This is a genomic window from Pseudomonas sp. SAR267 (genome assembly GCF_052077595.1).
Taxonomy (GTDB): domain Bacteria; phylum Pseudomonadota; class Gammaproteobacteria; order Pseudomonadales; family Pseudomonadaceae; genus Aquipseudomonas; species Aquipseudomonas vlassakiae.
In genome coordinates, this window is record NZ_JBQIHU010000001.1 from 4648771 (window position 1) to 4672136 (window position 23366).

The 23366-nt window shown below is 62.5% G+C and carries 19 protein-coding genes; 15 read left to right on the plus strand and 4 right to left on the minus strand.

All coding sequences use genetic code 11. From position 1 onward, the window contains the following. Nucleotides 1-122 precede the first annotated feature (122 nt). The 3 genes from ACTORR_RS21930 to phhA all read right to left on the minus strand — a co-directional run bounded on the left by ACTORR_RS21930 (nt 123) and on the right by phhA (nt 2906). Nucleotides 123-1307 carry an MFS transporter gene (locus ACTORR_RS21930; RefSeq protein ID WP_054887060.1) on the minus strand — a complete coding sequence of 395 codons (1185 nt, stop codon included), beginning with the start codon at nt 1305-1307 and terminating at the stop codon, nt 123-125. Nucleotides 1308-1721: 414 nt separating this feature from the next. Then, entirely contained in the window at nt 1722-2078 is a 357-nt protein-coding gene (locus tag ACTORR_RS21935) for a 4a-hydroxytetrahydrobiopterin dehydratase (protein WP_054887059.1), read from the minus strand. A gap of 39 nt (nt 2079-2117) precedes the next feature. After that, nucleotides 2118-2906, minus strand: coding sequence for a phenylalanine 4-monooxygenase (gene phhA, locus ACTORR_RS21940; protein WP_313365589.1), 789 nt, complete (start codon nt 2904-2906; stop codon nt 2118-2120). 255 nt (nt 2907-3161) lie between these two features. On the opposite strand from phhA, the gene ACTORR_RS21945 reads away from it, so the two are divergent. Continuing rightward, nucleotides 3162-4721 (plus strand): sigma-54-dependent transcriptional regulator, encoded by a 1560-nt coding sequence (locus ACTORR_RS21945; protein ID WP_054887057.1) that lies wholly within the window; start codon nt 3162-3164, stop codon nt 4719-4721. An 88-nt stretch (nt 4722-4809) separates the two neighbouring features. Here the strand turns inward: ACTORR_RS21945 and ACTORR_RS21950 are convergent, their stop codons facing one another. Continuing rightward, a complete protein-coding gene (locus ACTORR_RS21950; RefSeq protein ID WP_085675843.1) occupies nt 4810-5064 on the minus strand; it encodes a DUF2790 domain-containing protein in 255 nt (84 codons plus the stop codon). Between the two features lie 420 nt (nt 5065-5484). Between ACTORR_RS21950 and acs the strand changes: the two genes are divergently transcribed. The 14 genes from acs (at nt 5485) to alaS (ending at nt 23289) form a co-directional block, all read left to right on the plus strand. After that, on the plus strand, nt 5485-7446 hold the full coding sequence (gene acs, locus ACTORR_RS21955; protein WP_054887055.1) for an acetate--CoA ligase: 1962 nt from the start codon (nt 5485-5487) through the stop codon (nt 7444-7446). 582 nt (nt 7447-8028) lie between these two features. Next, nucleotides 8029-8814 (plus strand): ABC transporter substrate-binding protein, encoded by a 786-nt coding sequence (locus ACTORR_RS21960; protein ID WP_054887054.1) that lies wholly within the window; start codon nt 8029-8031, stop codon nt 8812-8814. Nucleotides 8815-8905: 91 nt separating this feature from the next. Next, complete coding sequence (locus ACTORR_RS21965) at nt 8906-9595, plus strand: ABC transporter permease (RefSeq protein ID WP_027921088.1); 690 nt, start codon at nt 8906-8908, stop codon at nt 9593-9595. Continuing rightward, nucleotides 9592-10290 carry an ABC transporter permease gene (locus ACTORR_RS21970; RefSeq protein WP_054887053.1) on the plus strand — a complete coding sequence of 233 codons (699 nt, stop codon included), beginning with the start codon at nt 9592-9594 and terminating at the stop codon, nt 10288-10290. The genes ACTORR_RS21965 and ACTORR_RS21970 overlap by 4 nt, the downstream gene beginning before the upstream one ends. A gap of 22 nt (nt 10291-10312) precedes the next feature. Then, nucleotides 10313-11077: an ABC transporter ATP-binding protein gene (locus tag ACTORR_RS21975; protein ID WP_054887052.1), complete on the plus strand. Its 765-nt coding sequence runs from the start codon at nt 10313-10315 to the stop codon at nt 11075-11077. Nucleotides 11078-11176: 99 nt separating this feature from the next. Further along, on the plus strand, nt 11177-12157 hold the full coding sequence (gene argR / locus ACTORR_RS21980; protein WP_054887051.1) for a transcriptional regulator ArgR: 981 nt from the start codon (nt 11177-11179) through the stop codon (nt 12155-12157). Nucleotides 12158-12711: 554 nt separating this feature from the next. After that, nucleotides 12712-13932 (plus strand): aspartate aminotransferase family protein, encoded by a 1221-nt coding sequence (locus tag ACTORR_RS21985; protein ID WP_054886212.1) that lies wholly within the window; start codon nt 12712-12714, stop codon nt 13930-13932. A 138-nt stretch (nt 13933-14070) separates the two neighbouring features. Further along, a complete protein-coding gene (aruF, locus tag ACTORR_RS21990; RefSeq protein ID WP_054886211.1) occupies nt 14071-15090 on the plus strand; it encodes an arginine/ornithine succinyltransferase subunit alpha in 1020 nt (339 codons plus the stop codon). 79 nt (nt 15091-15169) lie between these two features. After that, nucleotides 15170-16198: an arginine N-succinyltransferase gene (gene astA, locus ACTORR_RS21995; RefSeq protein ID WP_313365811.1), complete on the plus strand. Its 1029-nt coding sequence runs from the start codon at nt 15170-15172 to the stop codon at nt 16196-16198. Further along, nucleotides 16199-17662: a succinylglutamate-semialdehyde dehydrogenase gene (gene astD, locus ACTORR_RS22000; protein ID WP_313365810.1), complete on the plus strand. Its 1464-nt coding sequence runs from the start codon at nt 16199-16201 to the stop codon at nt 17660-17662. Nucleotides 17663-17685: 23 nt separating this feature from the next. Further along, nucleotides 17686-19035 carry an N-succinylarginine dihydrolase gene (gene astB / locus ACTORR_RS22005; protein WP_054886208.1) on the plus strand — a complete coding sequence of 450 codons (1350 nt, stop codon included), beginning with the start codon at nt 17686-17688 and terminating at the stop codon, nt 19033-19035. Nucleotides 19036-19049: 14 nt separating this feature from the next. Further along, nucleotides 19050-19340, plus strand: coding sequence for a hypothetical protein (locus ACTORR_RS22010; RefSeq protein ID WP_054886207.1), 291 nt, complete (start codon nt 19050-19052; stop codon nt 19338-19340). A gap of 10 nt (nt 19341-19350) precedes the next feature. Next, complete coding sequence (astE, locus tag ACTORR_RS22015; RefSeq protein WP_054886206.1) at nt 19351-20358, plus strand: succinylglutamate desuccinylase; 1008 nt, start codon at nt 19351-19353, stop codon at nt 20356-20358. A 306-nt stretch (nt 20359-20664) separates the two neighbouring features. Continuing rightward, a complete protein-coding gene (gene alaS, locus ACTORR_RS22020; RefSeq protein WP_441343893.1) occupies nt 20665-23289 on the plus strand; it encodes an alanine--tRNA ligase in 2625 nt (874 codons plus the stop codon). Nucleotides 23290-23366: the final 77 nt, after the last annotated feature.

Sequence of the window (23366 nt, forward strand, 5' to 3'; positions counted from 1 at the left end):
TGAGGGCCCCGGGGGCTGCTATGCAGCCCTTTCGCGACACAAGGCCGCTCCTACAAGAGAATGCGATCCCCTGTAGGAGCGGCCTTGTATCGCGAAAGGAGCGCAAAGCGCTCCCAGCTTTACTAGCCGCGCTCCAGCCGGGCCCGCCGGTACAGATAAAGGCTCAACACCAGCCCACAGCACGCCGCCGCCGCGGCAAACAGAAACATCGAAGCAAACCCGAACCCCGATGCCACTGCACCCACCAGCGGCCCGGTAATCCCCAGCGACAGGTCGATGAACAGCGAATACGCCCCCACCGCCGCCCCGCGGTTGGCCGCCGACACCTGGTTCACCGCTTCCACGCCCAGCGCCGGGAACACCAGCGAGAAGCCGAAGCCACTCAGCGCTGCTCCCGCCAGTGCCATCTCGGCATTGGGCGCCATCCACAGCATCAACAGCCCCAGTGTTTCCACCGAAAGGCAAACGATTGCCACCCGGAACCCACCGATCCGGTTGATCAGGTTGCCGAACAGCAACCGCGCGCAGATGAAACTGGCGCCGAACAGGCTCAGGGTCAGCGCCGCATTGGCCCAACCGCGGCTGGCGTAATACAGGGTGATGAAGGTGGCGATGGTGCCAAAGCCGATCGAGCCCAGCGCCAGCCCCGAGCCATGCGGGAACACCTTGCCCAGCACCTGCATGAATGGCAGGCGCTTGCCGCTGACCACAGGCGCTGCGCGCTTCGGCCAGGCCAGCAGCAGGCCCAGGGCGCACAGCAGGAGGATGCTCGTTCCCATGCTCCACAGCCCCAGGCTTTTGACCATCAGCACGCCCAGTGGCGCACCGATGGCCAGCGCGCCATAGCTGGCGATGCCGTTCCAGGAAATGACCTTGGCGGTGTGCTCGGCACCGACCCGGCCGATGCCCCAGCCGATCGAGCCGGAACCCACCAGGCTTTCCGCACTGCCCAGCACCAGCCGGCCGACCAGCAGGCAGCCGAGGCTGACCCAAGGCAGGTGGGTGAGGAAGGCACAGGCCAGCATGAACACACCGCTCAGGCCGCAGCCTGCCAGGCCATACATGACCGCCTTCTTGCTGCCATGGTTGTCGATGATACGGCTGGCGGTAGGGCGGCTGAGCAGGGTGGCGAGGTACTGCACGCTGATCACCAGGCCTGCGATCACGGCGCTGAAGCCGAGGTCGTTGTGCACATAGCCGGGCAGTACGGCGAGGGGGATGCCGATGTTCAGGTAGCCGATGAAGGTGAACAGGACGATGGAAACGACTTGCAGGGTGACCGCAAGAGGGCGCGGTGAGTCAGGCATGGGATCTTCGTGGCAGAGGTTCGTGACGGTGTGAAAACGTGATGACGGGGGTAGCCCGCAGGTCAGCCGTTTTCACACAGTCGGAGGGATGCGCGGTTTATTCCTGGTCAGCGCTGGATTGGTCGTCACCATCCTGATCGACGGCAGGCGTCGGTTCGGCGTGGACGGTAACGGATGGCTCTTCGGGGTTCAGGCTTGGGAAGGGAAGATTCGGGATTTCATGCATCTCGTCATTCCTCGCAAGTGTGAGTGAAAAGTCTGCGCCAGGCGCGTTTGGAGCTTCATGAAGCGTGGGCAGGATACACAAGTCTGGATGACAGTTTGTAATTTTTCCCCGTCACTTGTCGGTTTTGCGGGCGGATACCGGACGGATTGCGGCAAAAAAACAGGGCCATCAGGCCCTGTCGTTGGTGGTTACTTGCGGCCTTCAGCCGTCTCGGCGACCTTGTCGGTGCGTGCGCACATGATGAAGTCATTGCGGTGCAGGCCCTTGATCGAGTGGCTCCACCAGGTCACGGTGACCTTGCCCCACTCGGTCATCAGGCCAGGGTGGTGGCCTTCGGCTTCGGCGATTTCGCCCACGGCATTGGTGAAGGCCAGGGCCTGCTTGAAGTTCTTGAACAGGAATACGCGCTCCAGTTCCATGTGGCCATCGCGGATTTCGATGTTCCAGTCCGGAATCTCGCGGATCAGTACCGCCAGTTCCTCGTCGGTGACCTTGGGTGCATCAGCGCGGCAGGCTTCACAGTGGGCTTGGTTCAAGGCATTCATGGGTGTGTTTTCCGCTTCGAGTTGTTATCGGCAAGGCGCTCAGGCAGCGACCTTGGGTGGAAATTTCGGTGCGTGCAGCCCCAGCTGCATGGCTTGCTGGACCATGGCCATGATGTCTTCGTGGGCCAGGTCGAACAGGCGCTTCATGTTCGGCAGCACGAAGTACAGCGGCTGCAGGATGTCGATACGGTACGGCGTGCGCATGCACTCGATCGGGTCGAAGGCCTGGTGCTCAGGCTCGCCAGAGAGACTGTAGACGGTCTCCTTCGGCGAGGAGAGGATGCCGCCGCCATAGATCTTGCGGCCCTGCGCGGTTTCCATCAGGCCGAACTCGATGGTCATCCAGTACAGGCGCGCCAGGTAGACGCGTTGTTCCTTGGTCGCGGCCAGGCCGAGCTTGCCGTAGGTGTGAGTGAATTCGGCGAAGAACGGGTTGGTCAGCAGCGGGCAGTGGCCGAAGATCTCGTGGAAGATGTCCGGTTCTTGCAGGTAATCCAGTTCTTCCGGGGTGCGGATAAAGGTGGCGACCGGGAAGCGCTTGCTTGCCAGCAGCTCGAAGAATGTCTGGAAGGGAATCAGCGCCGGTACGCGGGCAACCTGCCAGCCGGTGGTGGCACCCAGCACCTTGTTGATTTCGCCCAGCTGCGGAATGCGCTCATCGGGCAGTTTGAGCTGGTCGATGCCGTCCAGGTATTCCTGGCACGCGCGGCCTTCGATGACGTTCAGCTGGCGGGTGATCAGGGTGTTCCATACCGCATGCTCTTGCTGCGGGTAGTCGATAAAACCATGCGCATCGGGCTCGCGTGCCACGTATTGCGTCTGTTTCATGTGGCTCTCCTGGTGAGGCTTTTCTTGTTATGTCCACGACATGACCTAGGAATATCCCTTCACTGGGTGATTTGCACGAGGGTCGACGCTGCTGCCGGGGGCTCTTTGGCCTGTGTTGCGTAACGATTATTTTACAAAATGCCGCGCATGCCGGAAAATCCGGCTCATCAAGCTGCCCTTGATGGGGTTTTTGTCAGCTTATCTTTACGAATTTTGTGAGCGAGGTTGAAAAATCTCGCCGCTTCGAGAGCATCCATGCGTATCAAAGTGCACTGCCAGAACCGCATCGGCATTCTTCGCGACATCCTCAACCTGCTGGTGGAATACGGCATCAACGTGCTGCGCGGCGAGGTGGGTGGAGACCATGGCAACGCCATCTACCTGCATTGCCCGAACCTGATCAATCTGCAGTTCCAGGCATTGCGGCCCAAGTTCGAGTCGATCGCTGGCGTATTCGGTGTCAAGCGCGTCGGCCTGATGCCCAGCGAGCGCCGGCATATGGAACTCAACGCACTGCTTGGCGCGCTGGATTTCCCGGTATTGTCGGTCGACATGGGTGGCAGCATCGTGGCGGCCAACCGCACTGCGGCGCAGTTGCTAGGGGTTCGCGTCGACGAAGTGCCGGGCATGCCGCTGGCGCGCTATGTCGAGGATTTCGACCTGCCTGAACTGGTGCGTGCCAACAAGTCGCGCATCAATGGCCTGCGCATCAAGGTCAAAGGTGACGTGTTCCTGGCCGATATTGCGCCGCTGCAGTCCGAGCATGACGACAGCGAGGCCCTGGCCGGCGCCGTGCTCACCTTGCACCGCGCCGACCGCATCGGGGAGCGCATCTACAACGTGCGCAAACAGGAATTGCGCGGCTTCGACAGCATCTTCCAGAGTTCGCGGGTAATGGCGGCGGTGGTGCGTGAGGCGCGGCGCATGGCGCCGCTGGATGCGCCCCTGCTGATCGAAGGCGAGACCGGCACCGGCAAGGAATTGCTGGCCCGCGCCTGCCACCTGGCCAGTCCGCGTGGCCAAGCGCCTTTGATGGCCCTCAACTGCGCTGGCCTGCCCGAGTCGATGGCCGAGACCGAGTTGTTTGGTTATGGCCCCGGGGCTTTCGAGGGGGCACGTGCCGAGGGCAAGTTGGGGCTGCTGGAGTTGACCGCCGGCGGCACCCTGTTCCTCGATGGCGTGGGGGAGATGAGCCCGCGCTTGCAGGTCAAGCTGCTGCGCTTCCTCCAGGACGGGTGCTTCCGTCGCGTCGGCAGCGACGAAGAGGTGTACCTGGATGTGCGGGTGATCTGTGCTACCCAGGTGGACCTGTCCGAGCTGTGTGCCCGTGGCGAGTTCCGCCAGGACTTGTATCACCGGCTCAACGTCCTGTCGCTGCACATTCCGCCACTGCGCGAGTGCATGGATGGACTGGAAGGGCTGGTGCAGCATTTCCTCGACCAGGCCAGCCGGCAGATCGGCTGCGCCATGCCACGCCTGGCACCGGCGGCCATGGACAAGCTCAGTCAGTATCACTGGCCGGGCAATGTGCGGCAGTTGGAGAACGTGCTGTTCCAGGCGGTTTCGTTATGCGAAGGCGGGGTGGTGAAAGGCGAGCACATTCGCTTGCCGGATTACGGCGTGCGGCAACCGTTGGGCGAGTTTTCGCTGGACGGGGATCTTGCGCAGATTGTCGGACGATTTGAAAAGGCCGTACTGGAAAGTCTGATGGGGGAGTTTCCAAGTAGCCGGGCTTTAGGGAAAAGATTGGGGGTTTCGCATACTACGATTGCCAATAAGTTAAGGGATTACTCATTGGGCAAGTCCGCAGATTAAACCGGATCATTAATAGCCTGTTAATCTTGTGCAATATTCTTCGCGGGCTTGCCCGCGAAGGGCCCCGCAGGGGCCCCAATCTCAAGGCTTAGCCGTTGGAGCAGCCGTTCCCCATCACGCGGTATTCGAGAATGTGCTTCTGGCCCTTGGAGTCCTCGTAGGTCATGCGGGCTGGCACGACTTCACACACGTTGGGCACTTCGCTCATGGAGATGACGCGGGCAATGTCCAGGTGCTGCGAGTAACTGTACTGTTCAACCGGAATCTGCTCGACATTGTTTGCTTCGCCGGCCATCGCCGCGCCGCAAAGACCGCCAAGTACCAATACCAGTAAAGCTTTCATTTTCATTTTACCTGTCTAAGGTCGTGAGGGGGCACGCGGCGCTTGTGGCGCCGCGAGTACTGCCAAAGTTCAACTATCAGAATTAGAGAGGGATTAACTGATTGCCTTCGTGGGGGCTGTTTCCAGTAGTTAATCGCCTTGCCGTTGCTGGCGAGGTGAATCTTATGCCTGGGCAACTAAGGGAAACAGATGGCGTTTTGATAAAGTTTTTTTGCCTTTTTCCATAATCTGTAACAATCCGCCGGGAGGCGTTGTCGCATTTTTCCCTTGCCGGGCCGACAGCTGCGGGCTAGAGCCTTCTGTGCCGTTCGCATGAAGATTTCGCTGTCGCGCTACTACCATCGTCGTATGGTTTTTCCCGCTCTGGTACAGTTACAAACGGTTCCATACAAAAACAACTATTACACCGAGGTAACACAGATGAGTGCGGCTCCACTGTATCCCGTTCGTCCCGAGGTTGCGGCCACTACCCTGACCGACGAGGCCACCTACAAGGCCATGTACCAGCAATCGGTGATCAACCCGGACGGCTTCTGGCGTGAGCAGGCCCAGCGTCTTGACTGGATCAAGCCGTTCACCAAGGTCAAGCAGACCTCGTTCGATGACCACCATGTCGATATCAAGTGGTTTGCCGACGGCACTCTGAACGTCTCCTCCAACTGCCTGGACCGCCACCTCGAAGAGCGCGGCGACCAACTGGCAATCATCTGGGAAGGCGACGACCCTTCCGAACACCGCAACATCACCTACCGTGAACTGCACGAGCAGGTCTGCAAGTTCGCCAACGCCCTGCGCGGTCAGGACGTGCACCGTGGCGATGTGGTGACCATCTACATGCCGATGATCCCCGAGGCCGTGGTCGCCATGCTGGCGTGCGCCCGCATCGGTGCGATCCACTCGGTGGTGTTCGGCGGCTTCTCCCCGGAAGCACTGGCCGGCCGCATCATCGACTGCAAGTCGAAGGTTGTCATCACCGCCGATGAGGGCCTGCGTGGTGGCCGTCGTACCCCGCTCAAGGCCAACGTCGACCTGGCGCTGACCAACCCGGAAACCAACAGCGTGCAGAAAATCATCGTGTGCAAGCGCACCGGTGGCGAGATCGCCTGGCACCAGCACCGCGACATCTGGTTCGAAGACCTGATGAAGGTTGCTTCCAGCCACTGTGCACCGAAGGAAATGGGCGCCGAGGAACCGCTGTTCATCCTCTATACCTCCGGCTCCACGGGCAAGCCGAAGGGCGTGCTGCACACCACCGGTGGCTACCTGGTCTATGCGGCGCTGACCCATGAGCGCGTGTTCGACTACCGCCCGGGCGAAGTCTACTGGTGCACTGCCGATGTCGGCTGGGTTACAGGCCACAGCTACATTGTCTACGGCCCGCTGGCCAACGGCGCCACCACGCTGCTGTTCGAAGGAGTGCCTAACTACCCGGACATCACCCGCGTGTCGAAGATCGTCGACAAGCACAAGGTCAACATCCTCTACACCGCACCGACCGCGATCCGCGCCATGATGGCCGAAGGGCAGGCAGCCGTAGCGGGCGCCGACGGTTCCAGCCTGCGCCTGCTGGGCTCGGTGGGCGAACCGATCAACCCTGAGGCGTGGAACTGGTACTACAAGACGGTTGGCAAGGAGCGCTGCCCGATCGTCGATACGTGGTGGCAAACCGAGACCGGTGGCGTGCTGATCAGCCCGCTGCCAGGGGCCACGGCCCTCAAGCCGGGCTCGGCGACCCGTCCGTTCTTCGGCGTGGTGCCGGCGTTGGTGGATAACCTGGGCAACCTGATCGAAGGGGCGGCCGAAGGCAACCTGGTGATCCTCGATTCCTGGCCGGGCCAGTCGCGTTCGCTGTACGGTGACCATGACCGTTTCGTCGACACCTACTTCAAGACCTTCCGCGGCATGTACTTCACCGGTGACGGCGCACGTCGTGACGAGGATGGCTACTACTGGATCACCGGCCGCGTGGACGATGTGCTCAACGTGTCCGGCCACCGCATGGGGACCGCCGAGATCGAAAGCGCCATGGTCGCCCATGCCAAGGTGGCGGAAGCTGCAGTGGTTGGCGTGCCCCACGACATCAAGGGGCAAGGCATCTATGTCTATGTCACCCTCAATGCCGGCATCGAGCCGAGCGAGCAGCTGCGCCTGGAGCTGAAAAACTGGGTGCGCAAGGAGATCGGCCCGATTGCCTCGCCGGATGTGATCCAGTGGGCGCCGGGGCTGCCGAAAACCCGCTCGGGCAAGATCATGCGGCGTATTCTGCGCAAGATCGCCACTGCCGAATACGATGCTCTGGGTGATATCTCGACCCTGGCCGACCCGAGTGTGGTGCAACACCTGATCGACACTCACAAAGCGATGAGCCTGGCTTCGGCCTGACCCTGCCCTGAGGGCTGATCGCCTGTCCTGTGGGAGCGAGTTCACTCGCGAAGAGGCCGGTAACGCTGCCGACGTCTTCGCGGGTGAACCCGCTGCCTCAAGAGGGAGACCTACTTGAACCCCGCCAGGGCAACCGGCGGGGTTTTTGCTTTACTGTTACCCGACAATCATCGGTAACTCTTCTGTCACCGATTTCGCACAGGATCGGGGCGCAGGGAAACAGGTTCGTGCCATTTCAGTGCGTTCGCCTGGCTGTTCTGAGCAAGGTGAAACGCTGCACTTGCCGTATCGCAAGGGTTTGCCAATAATAGGCCCGGTAATTGCTTGGCTTACAGGTTATTTCTCTCGAGCTCTTGCATGTTTTGCAAAAGCTGTCAACATCGCCCGCCGCGATTTCAAGCGCTTCTGTAAGTAGTTGTCGCTTTGAAGAAATATCGACTACCGGGCTGTCGTTAAAATGCCACTCACTCGCTCGTGGTCTGCGACCTTGGTCGAAACCTGCGCGGCTCGCGTTGTACCCATTCGCATATCGGGCAGTTGTTACCCCTGCCTCGTATTGCCCCGTACCGATGGAGTTACCTGATGAAGAAGCTCGCACTGCTTGGCGCCCTGGCGCTTTCTGTGTTTTCCCTGGTGTCGCAGGCCGATGAAAAACCGTTGAAGATCGGCATCGAAGCCGCTTACCCACCATTCGCCTTCAAGCAGCCAGACGGCAGCATCGCCGGTTTCGACTACGACATCGGCAACGCCCTCTGTGAAGAGATGAAGGCCAAGTGCACCTGGGTCGAGCAAGAGTTCGACGGCCTGATCCCGGCACTGAAGGTGCGCAAGATCGACGCCATCCTGTCGTCGATGTCGATCACCGACGACCGCAAGAAGTCGGTCGACTTCACCAAGCGCTACTACCTGACTCCAGCGCGCCTGGTCATGAAGGAAGGCACCACTGTCAGCGACAGCCTCGACGAACTCAAGGGCAAGAAAATCGGCGTGCAGCGCGGCTCGATCCACGACCGCTTCGCCAAGGAAGTGCTGGCTCCCAAGGGTGCCACTGTCGTGCCTTATGGCACCCAGAACGAAATCTACCTGGACGTCGCCGCCGGTCGCCTCGACGGTACCGTGGCCGACGCCACCCTGCTCGAAGACGGCTTCCTGAAAACCGATGCTGGCAAAGGCTTTGCCTTCGTCGGCCCATCGTTCACCGACGTGAAGTACTTCGGTGACGGCGTCGGCATCGCCGTGCGCAAGGGCGACGACGCCAACCGCGAGCGCATCAACAAGGCCATCGACGCCATCCGCGCCAACGGCAAGTACAAAGAAATCGAGAAGAAGTACTTCAACTTCGACATCTACGGTCCAGACTCGAACTAAGACGTCGGGTTTCACCTGTGCAATGGTGCAAACAGCAGAGGCTCTGAGGTTTGCACCATTTTTCATTCCCAAGCCCTGAGGAATCCCAATCATGTTGAAAGGCTATGGGGCAGTCATCCTCGACGGGGCGTGGCTGACGCTACAGCTCGCCTTGTCGTCGATGGCCCTGGCCATCGTCCTCGGCCTGATCGGCGTGGCGCTGCGCTTGTCGCCGGTGCGCTGGCTGGCCTGGCTGGGGGATCTGTATTCCACGGTGATCCGTGGCATCCCCGACCTGGTCCTGATCCTGCTGATCTTCTACGGCGGCCAAGACATCATCAACCGGGTGGCGCCGCTGCTCGGCTATGACGACTACATCGACCTGAACCCGCTGGTGGCCGGTATCGGCACGCTGGGCTTCATTTTCGGTGCGTACCTGTCGGAAACCTTCCGGGGTGCGTTCCTCGGTATCCCCAAGGGCCAGGCCGAAGCCGGCGTGGCCTATGGCATGAGCGCGCGCCAGGTGTTCTTCCGCATCCAGGTGCCACAGATGATCCGCCTGGCCATCCCGGGCTTCACCAACAACTGGCTGGTGCTGACCAAGGCCACGGCACTGATCTCGGTGGTCGGCCTGCAGGACATGATGTTCAAGGCCAAGCAGGCGGCCGACGCCACCCGCGAGCCTTTCACCTTCTTCCTGGCCGTGGCTGCGCTGTACCTGGTGATCACCAGTATTTCGCTGCTGGCGCTGAAGTATCTGGAGCGCCGCTACTCGGTTGGCGTCAAGGTGGCTGAACTATGATTTTCGACTACAACGTCGTCTGGGAAGCCATGCCGCTGTATCTCGGCGGCCTGCTGACCACCCTCAAGCTGCTGGCGCTGTCGCTGCTGTTCGGGCTGCTGGCGGCGATCCCGCTGGGCCTGATGCGGGTATCCAGGCAGCCGCTGGTGAACCTGAGCGCCTGGCTGTACACCTACGTGATCCGCGGCACGCCGATGCTGGTGCAGCTGTTCCTGATCTACTATGGCCTGGCCCAGTTCGAGACGGTGCGCGAAAGCATCTTCTGGCCGTGGCTGTCCAGCGCGACCTTCTGTGCCTGCCTGGCCTTCGCCATCAACACCAGTGCCTACACTGCGGAAATCATCGCTGGCAGCCTCAAGGCCACGCCCCATGGCGAGATCGAAGCGGCCAAGGCCATGGGCATGTCGCGCATGAAGATGTACCGCCGCATCCTGCTGCCATCGGCCCTGCGCCGGGCCCTGCCGCAGTACAGCAACGAAGTGATCATGATGCTGCAGACCACCAGCCTGGCGTCGATCGTCACCCTGATCGACATCACTGGTGCCGCGCGCACGGTCAATGCCCAGTACTACCTGCCTTTCGAGGCTTATATCACGGCGGGCGTGTTCTACCTGTGCCTGACCTTCATCCTCGTGCGCCTGTTCAAGATGGCCGAACGCCGCTGGCTCGGCTACCTGGCGCCGCGCAAGCACTGAACGCTCTGTGAGAACCGACAGCATGTATAAACTCGAAGTCCAAGACCTGCACAAGCGCTACGGCAGCCATGAAGTGCTCAAGGGCGTGTCCCTGGCGGCCAAGGCAGGCGACGTGATCAGCATCATCGGCTCCAGCGGTTCGGGCAAGTCGACTTTCCTGCGCTGCATCAACCTGCTCGAGCAGCCCCATGCAGGCAAGATCCTGCTCAACAATGAAGAACTCAAGCTGGTACCAGGCAAGGATGGCGCGCTCAAGGCCTCCGACCCGCGCCAGCTGCAGCGCATGCGCTCGCGCCTGTCGATGGTGTTTCAGCATTTCAACCTGTGGTCGCACATGACTGCGCTGGAGAACATCATCGAAGCGCCGGTGCATGTGCTGGGTGTGAATAAGAAGGAGGCCCTGGAGAAGGCCGAGCACTACCTGGCCAAGGTCGGCGTGGCGCACCGCAAGGACGCTTTCCCCGGCCATATGTCCGGCGGCGAGCAGCAGCGTGTGGCGATTGCCCGGGCCCTGGCCATGGAGCCAGAGGTCATGCTGTTCGACGAGCCAACCTCGGCGCTCGACCCGGAGCTGGTGGGGGACGTGCTCAAGGTGATGCAGGCACTGGCCCAGGAAGGCCGCACCATGGTGGTGGTGACCCACGAAATGGGCTTTGCCCGCGAGGTGTCGAACCAGCTGGTGTTCCTGCACAAAGGCCTGGTCGAAGAAACCGGCTGCCCGCGTGAAGTGCTCGCTAACCCGCAATCGGAGCGGCTCCAGCAGTTCCTCTCCGGCAGCCTGAAGTAAAGGCTGCACCTTTGCACCAGAATAGGGCATGCTGCGCAGCGAGCGCAGCGTGACCCGGCGCCACAGACTCGAACGAACCCAGGTTTCGGACCGCACCCTATGACCACCCAGCGAATCGGTTTTCTCATCTGGCCAAGCACCAAGCCTTTGACCCTGGCGCTGGCTGAGGAAGTGTTGCTGGTGGCCCAGCGGGTGCACCCAGAGGTCGTCTACGAGATCGCCTTCCTTCAGGCGGAGCCCGCCGGGGAGGGCGCCTGGCGCCTTCCGGGCGAGCCGTGGAACGGGCGCCTGGAGGGCTGCCACAAGCTCTTTCTGCTGGCCGACGACCTGCCTCAGCCAGTGGGTTCGGCGCTTGCGGCGGCGCTCAAGCAGCTGGCGCGCAGTGGTTGCATGATTGGCGGCCTGTCCGCCGGGGTTTACCCGCTGGCCATGCTCGGCCTGCTCGACGGCTATCGCGCTGCGGTGCACTGGCGCTGGCAGGACGACTTTGCCGAACGATTCCCCAAGGTGATTGCTACCAGCCACTTGTTCGACTGGGATCGTGACCGCCTGACCGCCTGTGGTGGCATGGCAGTTACCGACCTGCTGCTGGCGGTGCTGGCCCGCGATCATGGGGCGGAGCTTGCGGGGGCGGTATCCGAGGAACTGGTGGTCGAGCGCATTCGCGAAGGGGGCGAGCGCCAGCGCATTCCGCTGCAGAATCGCCTTGGCTCGAGCCATCCGAAGCTGACCCAGGCCGTGCTGTTGATGGAAGCGAACATCGAAGAACCGCTGACCACCGACGAAATCGCCCAGCATGTCTGCGTATCGCGTCGGCAGCTGGAGCGGATTTTCAAGCAGTACTTGAACCGCGTGCCGAGCCAGTATTACCTGGAACTGCGGCTGAACAAGGCGCGGCAGATGCTGATGCAGACCAGCAAGTCGATCATCCAGATTGGCTTGTCCTGTGGCTTCTCCTCGGGGCCGCATTTCTCCAGTGCCTATCGCAACTTCTTCGGCGCCACGCCGCGGGAGGATCGCAACCAGCGGCGCAGCAGCAGCCCGTTCGAATTGAGCTCGGCACCGGCCGAAAAAGGCTGAGGTGTCGGTGTGTTTCGGGCGCATGCCTTGGGTTTGATGGTGGTGCCGAAATCGAGCGCCGCCCGCGCGGCGCATCGCGGGCAAGCCCGCTCCCACATCTGTTTCGGGCCAGTCCCTCCTGTGCTGCCAACAGGATCCGCCTTGTTTGTTCCTTTCGATATCGAGGGTTGCGCAGCTGCCTTCCATCAATCTCCTGTCATGCACCAAGGCGGTCCCTGTTGGCTTCACAGGAGGGACTGGTCCGAAACAGATGTGGGAGCGGGCTTGCCCGCGATGCGCCGCGCGGGCGGCGCTCGATCTCACAGGCGCCGCCAAACTATCGGCATACGCCTGCAGCCGTCCAATCCCTTGTGAACACCCGTTCACCCAGCCCTCTCTCTCCCGTACACTGCGCGATTGCGACAGTGTTTGTCGCATTGCCGAAAGCCTGGCTAAAACAGGGTTTTGCGCTGTAACAAGTTGTCGCTTGGCCGCAAGGACAGGCGCGGTTCAGTCCTTACAATCCCCCCATCGCTCGCCACTTCCAGGCCAGCGTTCCTCTTCAGGAGACTCAGATGTCCGTTGAGCAAGCCCCGGTGCAACGTGCCGATTTCGACCAGGTCATGGTCCCCAATTATTCTCCGGCGGCCTTCATTCCTGTGCGAGGCGAGGGTTCCCGCGTCTGGGACCAGTCGGGCCGCGAACTCATCGACTTTGCCGGCGGCATCGCGGTGAACGCCCTGGGCCATTGCCACCCGGCCCTGGTCAAGGCCCTGACCGAACAGGCCAACACCCTCTGGCACGTATCCAACGTATTCACCAACGAACCAGCCCTGCGCCTGGCGCACAAGCTGGTCGATGCCACCTTTGCCGACCGGGCGTTCTTCTGCAACTCCGGCGCCGAGTCCAACGAGGCCGCCTTCAAGCTGGCCCGTCGCGTCGCCCACGACCGCTTCGGCCCTGAGAAGCACGAGATCATCTCTACCGTGAACAGCTTCCACGGTCGCACCCTGTTCACCGTCAGCGTCGGTGGCCAGCCCAAGTACTCCGACGGCTTCGGCCCGAAGATCACCGGCATCAGCCATGTGCCCTACAACGACCTGGAAGCGTTGAAGGCACAGATTTCCGACAAGACCTGCGCCGTGGTGATCGAACCGATCCAGGGTGAAAGTGGCGTGGTACCGGCCGACAAGGCTTACCTGGAAGGCGCGCGCAAGCTGTGCGACGAGCACAATGCCCTGCTGATCTTCGACGAAGTGCAGACTGGCGTTGGTCGCACCGGCTCGCTGTACGCTTACCAGCACTTCGGCGTGACCCCGGACATTCTGACCAGTGCCAAGAGCCTGGGCGGCGGTTTCCCGATCGGCGCCATGCTGACCACCACCGACATCGCCAAGCACCTGGCGGTCGGCACCCACGGCACCACCTACGGCGGCAACCCGCTGGGCTGCGCCGTCGCCTGCGCGGTGCTGGACGTGGTCAATACCCCGCAAACCCTGGCGGGCATCAAGGCCAAGCACGAGCGCTTCAAGTCCCGCCTGGAAAAGATCGGCCAGCAGTACGGTCTGTTCAGCCAGGTACGGGGCGTCGGCCTGCTGATCGGCTGCGTGCTGTCCGAAGCCTGGAAGGGCAAGGCCAAGGACGTGCTCAACGCTGCTGAAAAAGACGGCGTGATGGTGTTGCAGGCCGGCCCGGATGTGGTCCGCTTCGCGCCAAGCCTGGTGGTCGAAGATGCCGACATCGATGAAGGACTCGATCGCTTCGAACGCGCTGTGGCGCAACTGACCCAAGGCTGATCGGCCTGCGGTCCGTTCACCGGCCGGGGCCGTTCGAGGCCTCGGGCCGGTGAACCTCGAATTCCAGTGCGGGGGCTGATGCGCCCGCCGATTTTCCGTGCCGTCGTGAATGGCCCGTTTTTCCAAAGGAGTGACACCATGCTGGTGATGCGCCCCGCGCAAATGGCTGATCTGAACGAAGTGCAGCGCATGGCTGCCGACAGCCCCGTTGGTGTCACCTCGCTGCCGGACGATGCCGCCCGCCTGGGCGACAAGATTGCCGCCTCGGAAACCTCCTTCGCCGCTGAAGTCAGCTTCAACGGTGAGGAAAGCTACTTCTTCGTGCTCGAGGACAGCGAGACGGGCAAGCTTTCGGGGTGTTCGGCCATCGTCGCCTCGGCTGGCTATTCCGAGCCGTTCTACAGCTTCCGCAACGAAACCTTCGTGCATGCTTCGCGTGAACTGAAGATTCACAACAAGATCCACGTCCTCTCGTTGTGCCACGACCTGACCGGCAACAGCCTGCTGACCAGCTTCTATGTGTTGCCGGAACTGGTGAACAGTGGCTGGGCCGAGCTCAACTCCCGTGGCCGCCTGCTGTTCATGGCCTCGCATCCGGAGCGCTTCGCCGACTCGGTGGTTACCGAGATCGTCGGCTACAGCGACGAACAAGGCGAATCGCCGTTCTGGGATGCCATCGGTCGCAACTTCTTCGACCTCAACTATGCCCACGCCGAGCGCCTGTGTGGCCTCAAGAGCCGCACCTTCCTCGCCGAACTGATGCCGCATTACCCGATCTACGTGCCACTGCTGCCCGACGACGCCCAGGAAGCGATGGGCCAGGTGCACCCACGGGCACAGATCACCTTCGACATCCTCATGCGCGAAGGCTTCGAGACCGAGCACTACATCGATATCTTCGACGGCGGCCCGACGCTGCATGCGCGTACCTCGGGCATCCGCTCGATCGCCCAGAGCCGCGTGGTGCCGGTCAAGGTGGACGACACCCCGGTCAAGGGCGGTCGTCCTTACCTGGTGTGCAACGGCCAGTTGCAGGATTACCGCGCCGTGCTGCTGGAGCTGGACTGGGTGCCGGGCAAGCCGGTCAGCCTCAGCAGCCAGGCGGCCGAAGCCCTCGGTGTTGGGGAAGGCGCCAGCGTGCGCCTGGTCGCCGCCTGAGCCACGGTGCGCTAGCCGGGAGAACCGGCAGGTATAGAGAGTCATGCGGCAGGCACTGGCCACCGCACAAGGAGATAGCATGATCGTTCGTCCTGTACGCAGCAGCGATTTACCCGCGCTGATCGAATTGGCCCGCAGCACCGGCACCACCGGGCTGACCACCTTGCCGGCCAACGAGGAGCGCCTTGGCCACCGCGTCGGCTGGGCCGAAAAGAGCTTCCGCGGCGAAGCCGAGCGTGGTGACACCGACTACCTGTTCGTGCTGGAGAACGATGAGGGCCTGGTGGTTGGCATCAGCGCCGTCGCCGGCGCCGTGGGCCTGCGTGAGCCTTGGTACAACTACCGGGTCGGCCTCACGGTCAGCGCCTCCCAGGAGCTGAAGATCTACCGCGAAATCCCCACGCTGTTCCTGGCCAACGACCTGACCGGCAACTCCGAGCTGTGCTCGCTGTTCCTGCGCAGCGATCACCGCTCCGGGCTCAACGGCCGCCTGCTGTCGCGTTCGCGCATGCTGTTCATTGCCGAGTTCCCTGAACTGTTCGGCAACAAGATCATCGCTGAAATGCGCGGCATGTCCGACGAGCAAGGACGTTCGCCATTCTGGGAAAGCCTGGGCCGGCACTTCTTCAAGATGGAATTCAGCCAGGCTGACTACCTCACTGGCGTGGGCAACAAGTCGTTCATTGCCGAGCTGATGCCCAAGTTCCCGCTGTACACCTGCTTCCTGTCCGAAGCTGCGCGCAATGTCATCGGCCGTGTGCACACCGACACCGAACCTGCGCTGGCGATGCTCAAGCAGGAAGGCTTCAGCTACCAGGGCTATGTCGATATCTTCGATGCCGGCCCGGCCATCGAATGCGAGACGTCGAAGATCCGCGCCGTGCGCGACAGCGAGACCCTTGTGCTGGCCGTGGGCACGCCGGGTGATGACGCGACCCCTTACATCATTCACAACCGCAAGCGCGACGACTGCCGCATCACCGCAGCCCCCGCGCGCCTCGCCGCGGGCACCCTGGTGGTCGACCCGCTGACCGCCAAGCGCCTGCGCATGGGCGCCGGCGACAACGTACGCGCCGTGCCGCTGTCGGCAAGCCGGGAGGCCCAGTAAATGACTACGCATTACATCGCAGGCAACTGGCTGGCAGGCCAGGGCGAAGCCCTGCAGTCGCTCAACCCGGTGACCCAGGCGGTCGTCTGGCAAGGGCAGGGGGCCGATGCCGGCCAGGTCGACGCAGCCGTCAAGGCGGCTCGCCAGGCGTTCCCGGCCTGGGCGCAACTGAGCCTGGAGGCCCGCATCGAGGTGCTGGAGAAGTTCGCCGAGCAGCTGAAGCAGCATGCCGAGGCATTGGCACATTGCATCGGTGAGGAAACCGGCAAGCCGCTGTGGGAATCGGCCACGGAAGTGACCAGCATGGTCAACAAGGTGGCGATCTCCGTGCAGAGCTACCGCGAACGTACCGGCGAGAAGAGTGGCCCGCTGGCCGACGCCACCGCCGTGCTGCGGCACAAGCCCCACGGCGTGGTGGCGGTGTTCGGCCCGTACAACTTCCCCGGCCATTTGCCCAATGGCCACATCGTGCCGGCACTGTTGGCGGGCAATTGCGTGGTGTTCAAACCCAGCGAGCTGACCCCCAAGGTCGCCGAACTGACGGTCAACTGCTGGATCGCCGCTGGCCTGCCGGCCGGTGTGCTCAACCTGGTGCAGGGCGCCCGTGAAACCGGTGTGGCGCTGGCCGCCAACCCGGGTATCGATGGCCTGTTCTTCACCGGCTCCAGCCGCACCGGCAACCTGCTGCACCAGCAGTTCGCCGGCAGGCCGGAGAAGATCCTCGCCCTGGAAATGGGCGGTAACAACCCGCTGGTGGTGGATGAGGTCAAGGACCTTGATGCCGCGGTGTACACCATCATCCAGTCGGCATTCATTTCTGCCGGCCAGCGCTGCACCTGTGCGCGCCGTCTGCTGGTGCCGCAGGGCGCCTGGGGCGATGCGCTGATCGCGAGGCTGGTCGAGGTGTGCCGCAGCATTACCGTCGGCGCCTTCGACCAACAGCCGGCACCTTTCATGGGCTCGGTGATCTCGTTGCAGGCCGCGCAGGCATTGATGACGGCCCAGGCCGAACTGCTGGCCAAAGGTGCGCTGGAGCTGCTGGCAATGACCCAGCCCCAGGCCCACGCCGCGCTGCTCACTCCGGGTATCGTGGATGTGACTGCGCTGGCCGAGCGCCCGGACGAAGAGTTCTTCGGCCCGTTGCTGCAGGTTATCCGCTACGCCGACTTCGATGCCGCCATCGACGAGGCCAACAACACCCAGTACGGGCTGGCCGCCGGCCTGCTGTCCGATTCACGGGCGCGTTACCAGTATTTCTGGCTGCGCAGCCGCGCCGGTATCGTCAACTGGAACAAACAGCTGACCGGCGCCGCCAGCAGTGCGCCATTCGGTGGGGTCGGTGCCAGTGGCAACCACCGCGCCAGTGCCTACTACGCAGCCGATTACTGCGCTTACCCCGTGGCTTCGCTGGAGACCGCCAGCCTTGCCCTGCCGGCGACCCTGACGCCGGGCGTCACCCTATAACAACAGGTCACGGAGCCTAGCCGATGAAATCCTATGAAGTGAATTTTGATGGCCTGGTGGGGCCAACCCACAACTACGGCGGCCTGTCCTACGGTAACGTGGCTTCGCAGAGCAACAGCCAGCAAGGGTCAAACCCGCGGGAAGCGGCGCGCCAGGGCCTGGCCAAGATGAAAGCGCTGGCCGACCTGGGCTTCAAGCAGGGCGTGCTGGCGCCGCAGGAACGCCCGGACGTGGCCGCCCTGCGCCGCCTGGGCTTCAGCGGCAGCGATGCCGAGGTGATTCGGCGTGCCGCCAAGGAGGCCATGCCACTGCTGGTCGCCAGCTGCTCGGCCTCAAGCATGTGGGTGGCCAACGCCGCCACCGTCAGCCCGAGCGCCGACACGGCCGATGGTCGCGTGCACTTCACGGCTGCCAACCTCAACTGCAAGTACCACCGCAGTATCGAGCACCCGACCACCAGCCGTGTGCTGGCGGCGATGTTCAACGACGACAAGCACTTCGCCCACCACGAAGCGCTGCCCGCCGTGGCGCAGTTCGGCGATGAAGGCGCGGCCAACCATACGCGCTTCTGCCGCGAATACGGTGAAGCCGGGGTGGAGTTCTTCGTCTATGGCCGCAGTGCCTTCGATAGCCGCTACCCCGCGCCGCAGAAGTATCCGGCGCGGCAAACGCTGGAGGCCTCCCAGGCTGTGGCGCGGCTGCACGGCCTGAACGAGGACGGTGTGGTCTACGCTCAACAGAACCCGGCGGTGATCGACCAGGGCGTGTTTCACAACGATGTGATTTCGGTCGGTAACGGTGAAGTGCTTTTCTATCATGAGGACGCTTTCCTCGAGACCGACGCGGTACTTGGCCAGCTGCAGGCTAAACTGGCCAGCAAGGGTGGCAACTTCCAGGCCATCCGTGTGCCGCGTGCGGCGGTGACGGTAGAAGATGCCGTGCGCTCCTACCTGTTCAACAGCCAGCTGCTCAGCCGTGACGATGGCTCGATGCTGCTGGTGGTGCCGGAAGAGTGCCGCAACAATGAGCGGGTCTGGGCCTATCTGGGGCAGTTGACCGCCCAAGGCGGTGCGGTGAAGGAGGTCAAGGTGTTCGACCTCAAGCAGAGCATGCAGAACGGCGGTGGCCCGGCTTGCCTGCGGTTGCGCGTGGCATTGAAGGAATCGGAACTGGCAGCGGTCAATCCAGGCGTTATCATGACCGCCCCGCTGTACGACACTCTGCTGCAGTGGGTCGACAAGCACTACCGCGATCGCCTTGGCGAAGCCGACCTTGCCGACCCGCAGCTGCTGCTGGAGTGCCGCACCGCGCTGGATGAATTGACCCAGATCCTGAAGTTGGGCTCGGTGTACCCGTTCCAACGCCAACCTTGAAGAGAGAATTTGCAATGACCGACGCCCTGCGCCTGATCCTCGAAGATGTAGACGGCACCCAGCTGGAAACCTCCTGCACCCGTTTTGCCATTGTCTGGCAAGGCAAGGAAGTGTGGGTCCAGCAGGACGGCCGTGGCCAGCTGCTGATCGGCGTGGATGTCGAGGAAGGCGATGTCGAATACGCCAACCTGCTGCTGCGTCCGATGGCCACCAACCTGGTCAGCCTGCAGCTGGAAATGGAGCCGGCGGAAGTCGGCGAAGAGGACGATCATGTCCATGGCCCTGACTGCGGCCACCACCACTAAGGAAGCGCCTATGCTCGCCCTTGGCAAATTGCTCGAGCTGACCCTGACCGATCACGAACCGGCCGAGAAGACCCAAGTGACAACCAAGGGCGTGCGCTTGCGCTGGTTGGGGGAGGGCGCACTGGAAGTGCGTCCGCCCGAAAACGAGGATTGTGGGCTCGATCTGCTGCTGTCGGCCGGTATTCACGGTAACGAAACAGCACCGATCGAACTGCTCGAAAGGCTCCTGCATGGCGTGGCCAATGGCAAGATCAAGCCGCGAGCACGGATTCTGTTCCTGTTCGGCAACCCGGTCGCCATCCGCAAGGGCGAGCGTTTTATCGAGCAGGATATCAACCGGCTGTTCAACGGTCGTCATGAGCTCTCCAGTGGGTTCGAGGCATTGCGTGCTGCCGAGCTGGAACAGTTCGCCCGGGTGTTCTTCAGCAAGCCTGGGCGTACCCGCCTGCATTACGACCTGCATACCGCCATCCGTGGTTCGAAGATCGAGCAGTTCGCCCTTTACCCTTACAAGGAGGGGCGCAAGCATTCCCGTCGCGAGCTGGCCCGCCTGGCTGCTGCCGGCATGGAGGCGGTGCTGTTGCAAAGCAAGTCATCCATCACCTTCAGTGCCTTCACCTACGAGCAACTGGATGCCGAGGCGTTCACTCTGGAGCTGGGCAAGGCGCGGCCGTTCGGGCAGAACGAGCTCGTCAACCTCGACAGGCTTGAAGAACGGTTGATTCATATCATCGAGGATACCGAGCCTGAAATCGACGGCTCGCTGGACGGCCTCAAGCTGTTCAGCGTCGCCCGCGAGATCATCAAGCACAGCGACAACTTCCACCTGCACCTGCCGGCGGACATCGAAAACTTCTCCGAGCTGAGCAAAGGGTACTTGTTGGCCGAGGACCTGGCGGAGATGCGCTGGGTGGTCGAGGAGGAGGGGGCGCGGATCATTTTTCCCAATCCCAGGGTCAAGAATGGCCTGCGCGCCGGCATCCTGATCGTGCCTGATTCGGGGCAGCGCCTGGGCTGAGGCCGTGGCCGCCGCTGAAAACGGCGGCAGGTTGTCGGATCCGATCGCTGATGAAAACCTTTTAATTCACCGCCTGTTCCATTTTCCCTTCCCTTGCGCGGTAATTGGCTTGCCAGTGGCGAAAGGCTGCATTTAGCATCCGGGCATGTCATTTTCGTTTGCAAGCGCCTTGAAAGCCGTCCAATCGACGCTTTCTATCGCATAAACACACTGCACCTTGCTTGCAGGACCGATATAATGCGGCCCTTTGCCGTCGTTTCGTCGACGTGTTTGCCCCCTAGGGCCGCCGTTTCCGTGGAAGAACCTATGAAAAGCGCAGAAATCCGTGAAGCCTTCCTCCGCTTCTTCGAAGAGCAGGGCCATACCCGAGTCGCCTCCAGTTCGCTGATCCCGAACAACGACCCGACCCTGCTGTTCACCAACGCTGGCATGAACCAGTTCAAGGACTGCTTCCTCGGTGCCGAGAAGCGTGCCTACACCCGCGCTGTCAGCAGCCAGAAGTGCGTGCGTGCCGGTGGCAAGCACAACGATCTGGAAAACGTCGGCTACACCGCGCGTCACCACACCTTCTTCGAAATGCTGGGCAACTTCAGCTTCGGCGACTATTTCAAGCGCGATGCGATCACCTTCGCCTGGACCTTCCTGACCTCCGACAAGTGGCTGAACCTGCCCAAGGAAAAGCTCTGGGTCACCGTCTACGCCTCCGATGACGAAGCCTACGACATCTGGACCAAGGAAGTCGGCGTGCCGGCCGAGCGCATGGTGCGCATCGGCGACAACAAAGGCGCCCCATACGCCTCCGACAACTTCTGGACCATGGGTGACACCGGCCCGTGCGGCCCTTGCACCGAGATCTTCTACGACCACGGCGCCGACATCTGGGGTGGCCCACCCGGCTCGCCGGAAGAAGACGGCGACCGCTACATCGAGATCTGGAACAACGTCTTCATGCAGTTCAACCGCACCGCCGACGGCGTGCTGCACCCGCTGCCAGCGCCGTCGGTGGATACCGGCATGGGCCTGGAGCGCATCAGTGCGGTCATGCAGCACGTGCACTCGAACTACGAGATCGACCTCTTCCAGAACCTGCTGTCTGCCGCGGCCAAGGCCATCGGCTGCAGCAACGACGGCCAGGCTTCGCTGAAAGTGGTTGCCGACCACATCCGTTCCTGCGGCTTCCTGATTGCCGACGGCGTACTGCCGTCCAACGAAGGCCGTGGCTACGTGCTGCGCCGCATCATTCGCCGCGCTTGCCGTCACGGCAACAAGCTGGGCGCCAAGGGCAGCTTCTTCTACCAGATCGTCGCTGCGCTGGCCGCCGAGATGGGCGAGGCCTTCCCCGAGCTGAAGAGCCAGCAGGCGCACATCGAGCGCGTGCTCAAGGCCGAGGAAGAACAGTTCGCCAAGACCCTGGAGCAGGGCCTGCGCATCCTCGAGCAGGACCTGGCTCAGCTCAAGGGCGACGTGGTCCCGGGCGACGTGGTGTTCAAGCTGTACGACACCTACGGTTTCCCGATGGACCTGACCGCCGACATCGCTCGCGAGCGCGAGCTGACCATCGACGAAGCCGGCTTCGAGCGTGAAATGGAAGCCCAGCGCGAGCGTGCCCGCTCTGCCAGCAGCTTCGGCATGGACTACAACAGCCTGGTCAAGATCGACAGCGCCACCGAGTTCCTCGGCTATGACGCCACCGAAGGCCAGGGCAAGATCATCGCCCTGTACAAGGACGGCCAGTCTGTCGACCAGTTGGGTGAAGGCGAGCAGGGCGTCGTGGTGCTCGACCGCACCCCGTTCTATGCCGAATCCGGTGGCCAGGTCGGCGACAGCGGCTTCCTGCAGGCCGGCGCCGCACGCTTCGACGTGCGCGACACCACCAAGACCGGCGGTGCTTTCCTGCACCACGGTGTGGTCGCCAGCGGTGCGCTGGTCATCGGCTCGCCTGTCGAGGCCAAGGTCGATGCCGACGTGCAGCACGCCACCTCGCTGAACCACTCGGCCACTCACCTGCTGCACGAAGCGCTGCGCCAGGTGCTGGGCGAGCACGTACAGCAGAAGGGCTCGCTGGTCGACAGCCAGCGCCTGCGTTTCGACTTCAGCCACTTCGAGGCGGTATCGCCTGCGCAGATCAAGGCCCTGGAAGACATCGTCAACCGTGAAGTGCGCAAGAACACCCCGGTTGAAACCGAGCTGACCGATATCGAAACCGCCAAGGCCAAGGGCGCCATGGCCCTGTTCGGCGAGAAGTACGGTGACACCGTGCGCGTTCTGAGCATGGGCGGCGATTTCTCCGTCGAGCTGTGCGGCGGTATCCACGCCAAGCGCACCGGCGATATCAGCCTGTTCAAGATCATCAGCGAAGGCGGCGTGGCCTCGGGTGTGCGCCGTATCGAAGCGGTTACCGGTGCCGCTGCGCTGGACTACCTGAACGCTGCCGAAGAGCAGGTCAAGGAAGCCGCGCAGCTGGTCAAGGGCAACCGTGACAACCTGATCGACAAGCTGTCGGCTGTGCTCGAGCGCAACCGCCAGCTGGAAAAGCAGCTCGAGCAGCTGCAGGCCAAGGCCGCCAGCGCCGCCGGGGACGATCTCTCCAATGCGGCCGTTGAGGTCAAAGGTGTCAAGGTGCTTGCCGCCCGCCTGGATGGGCAGGATGGCAAGGCACTCCTGGCGCTGGTCGATCAGCTGAAGAACAAGCTCGGCCACGCAGTGATCCTGCTGGGCAGCGAGCATGAGGGCAAGGTCGTGCTGGTGGCCGGCGTGACCAAGGACCTCTCCAGCCAACTCAAGGCTGGTGACCTGATGAAACAAGCCGCTGCGGCAGTGGGTGGCAAGGGCGGTGGCCGTCCGGACATGGCCCAGGGTGGTGGCGTCGACGTCGCTGCGCTGGACCAGGCGCTGGCGCTGGCCGTGCCGTTCGCAGAGCAGGGACTTTGAGATGAAGGGGCGGGTGGTCTAGTCATCTGCTCCTTCATGTTGGATGGTTTTTTTGAGGCCCGGTACGGGCTGAGGCA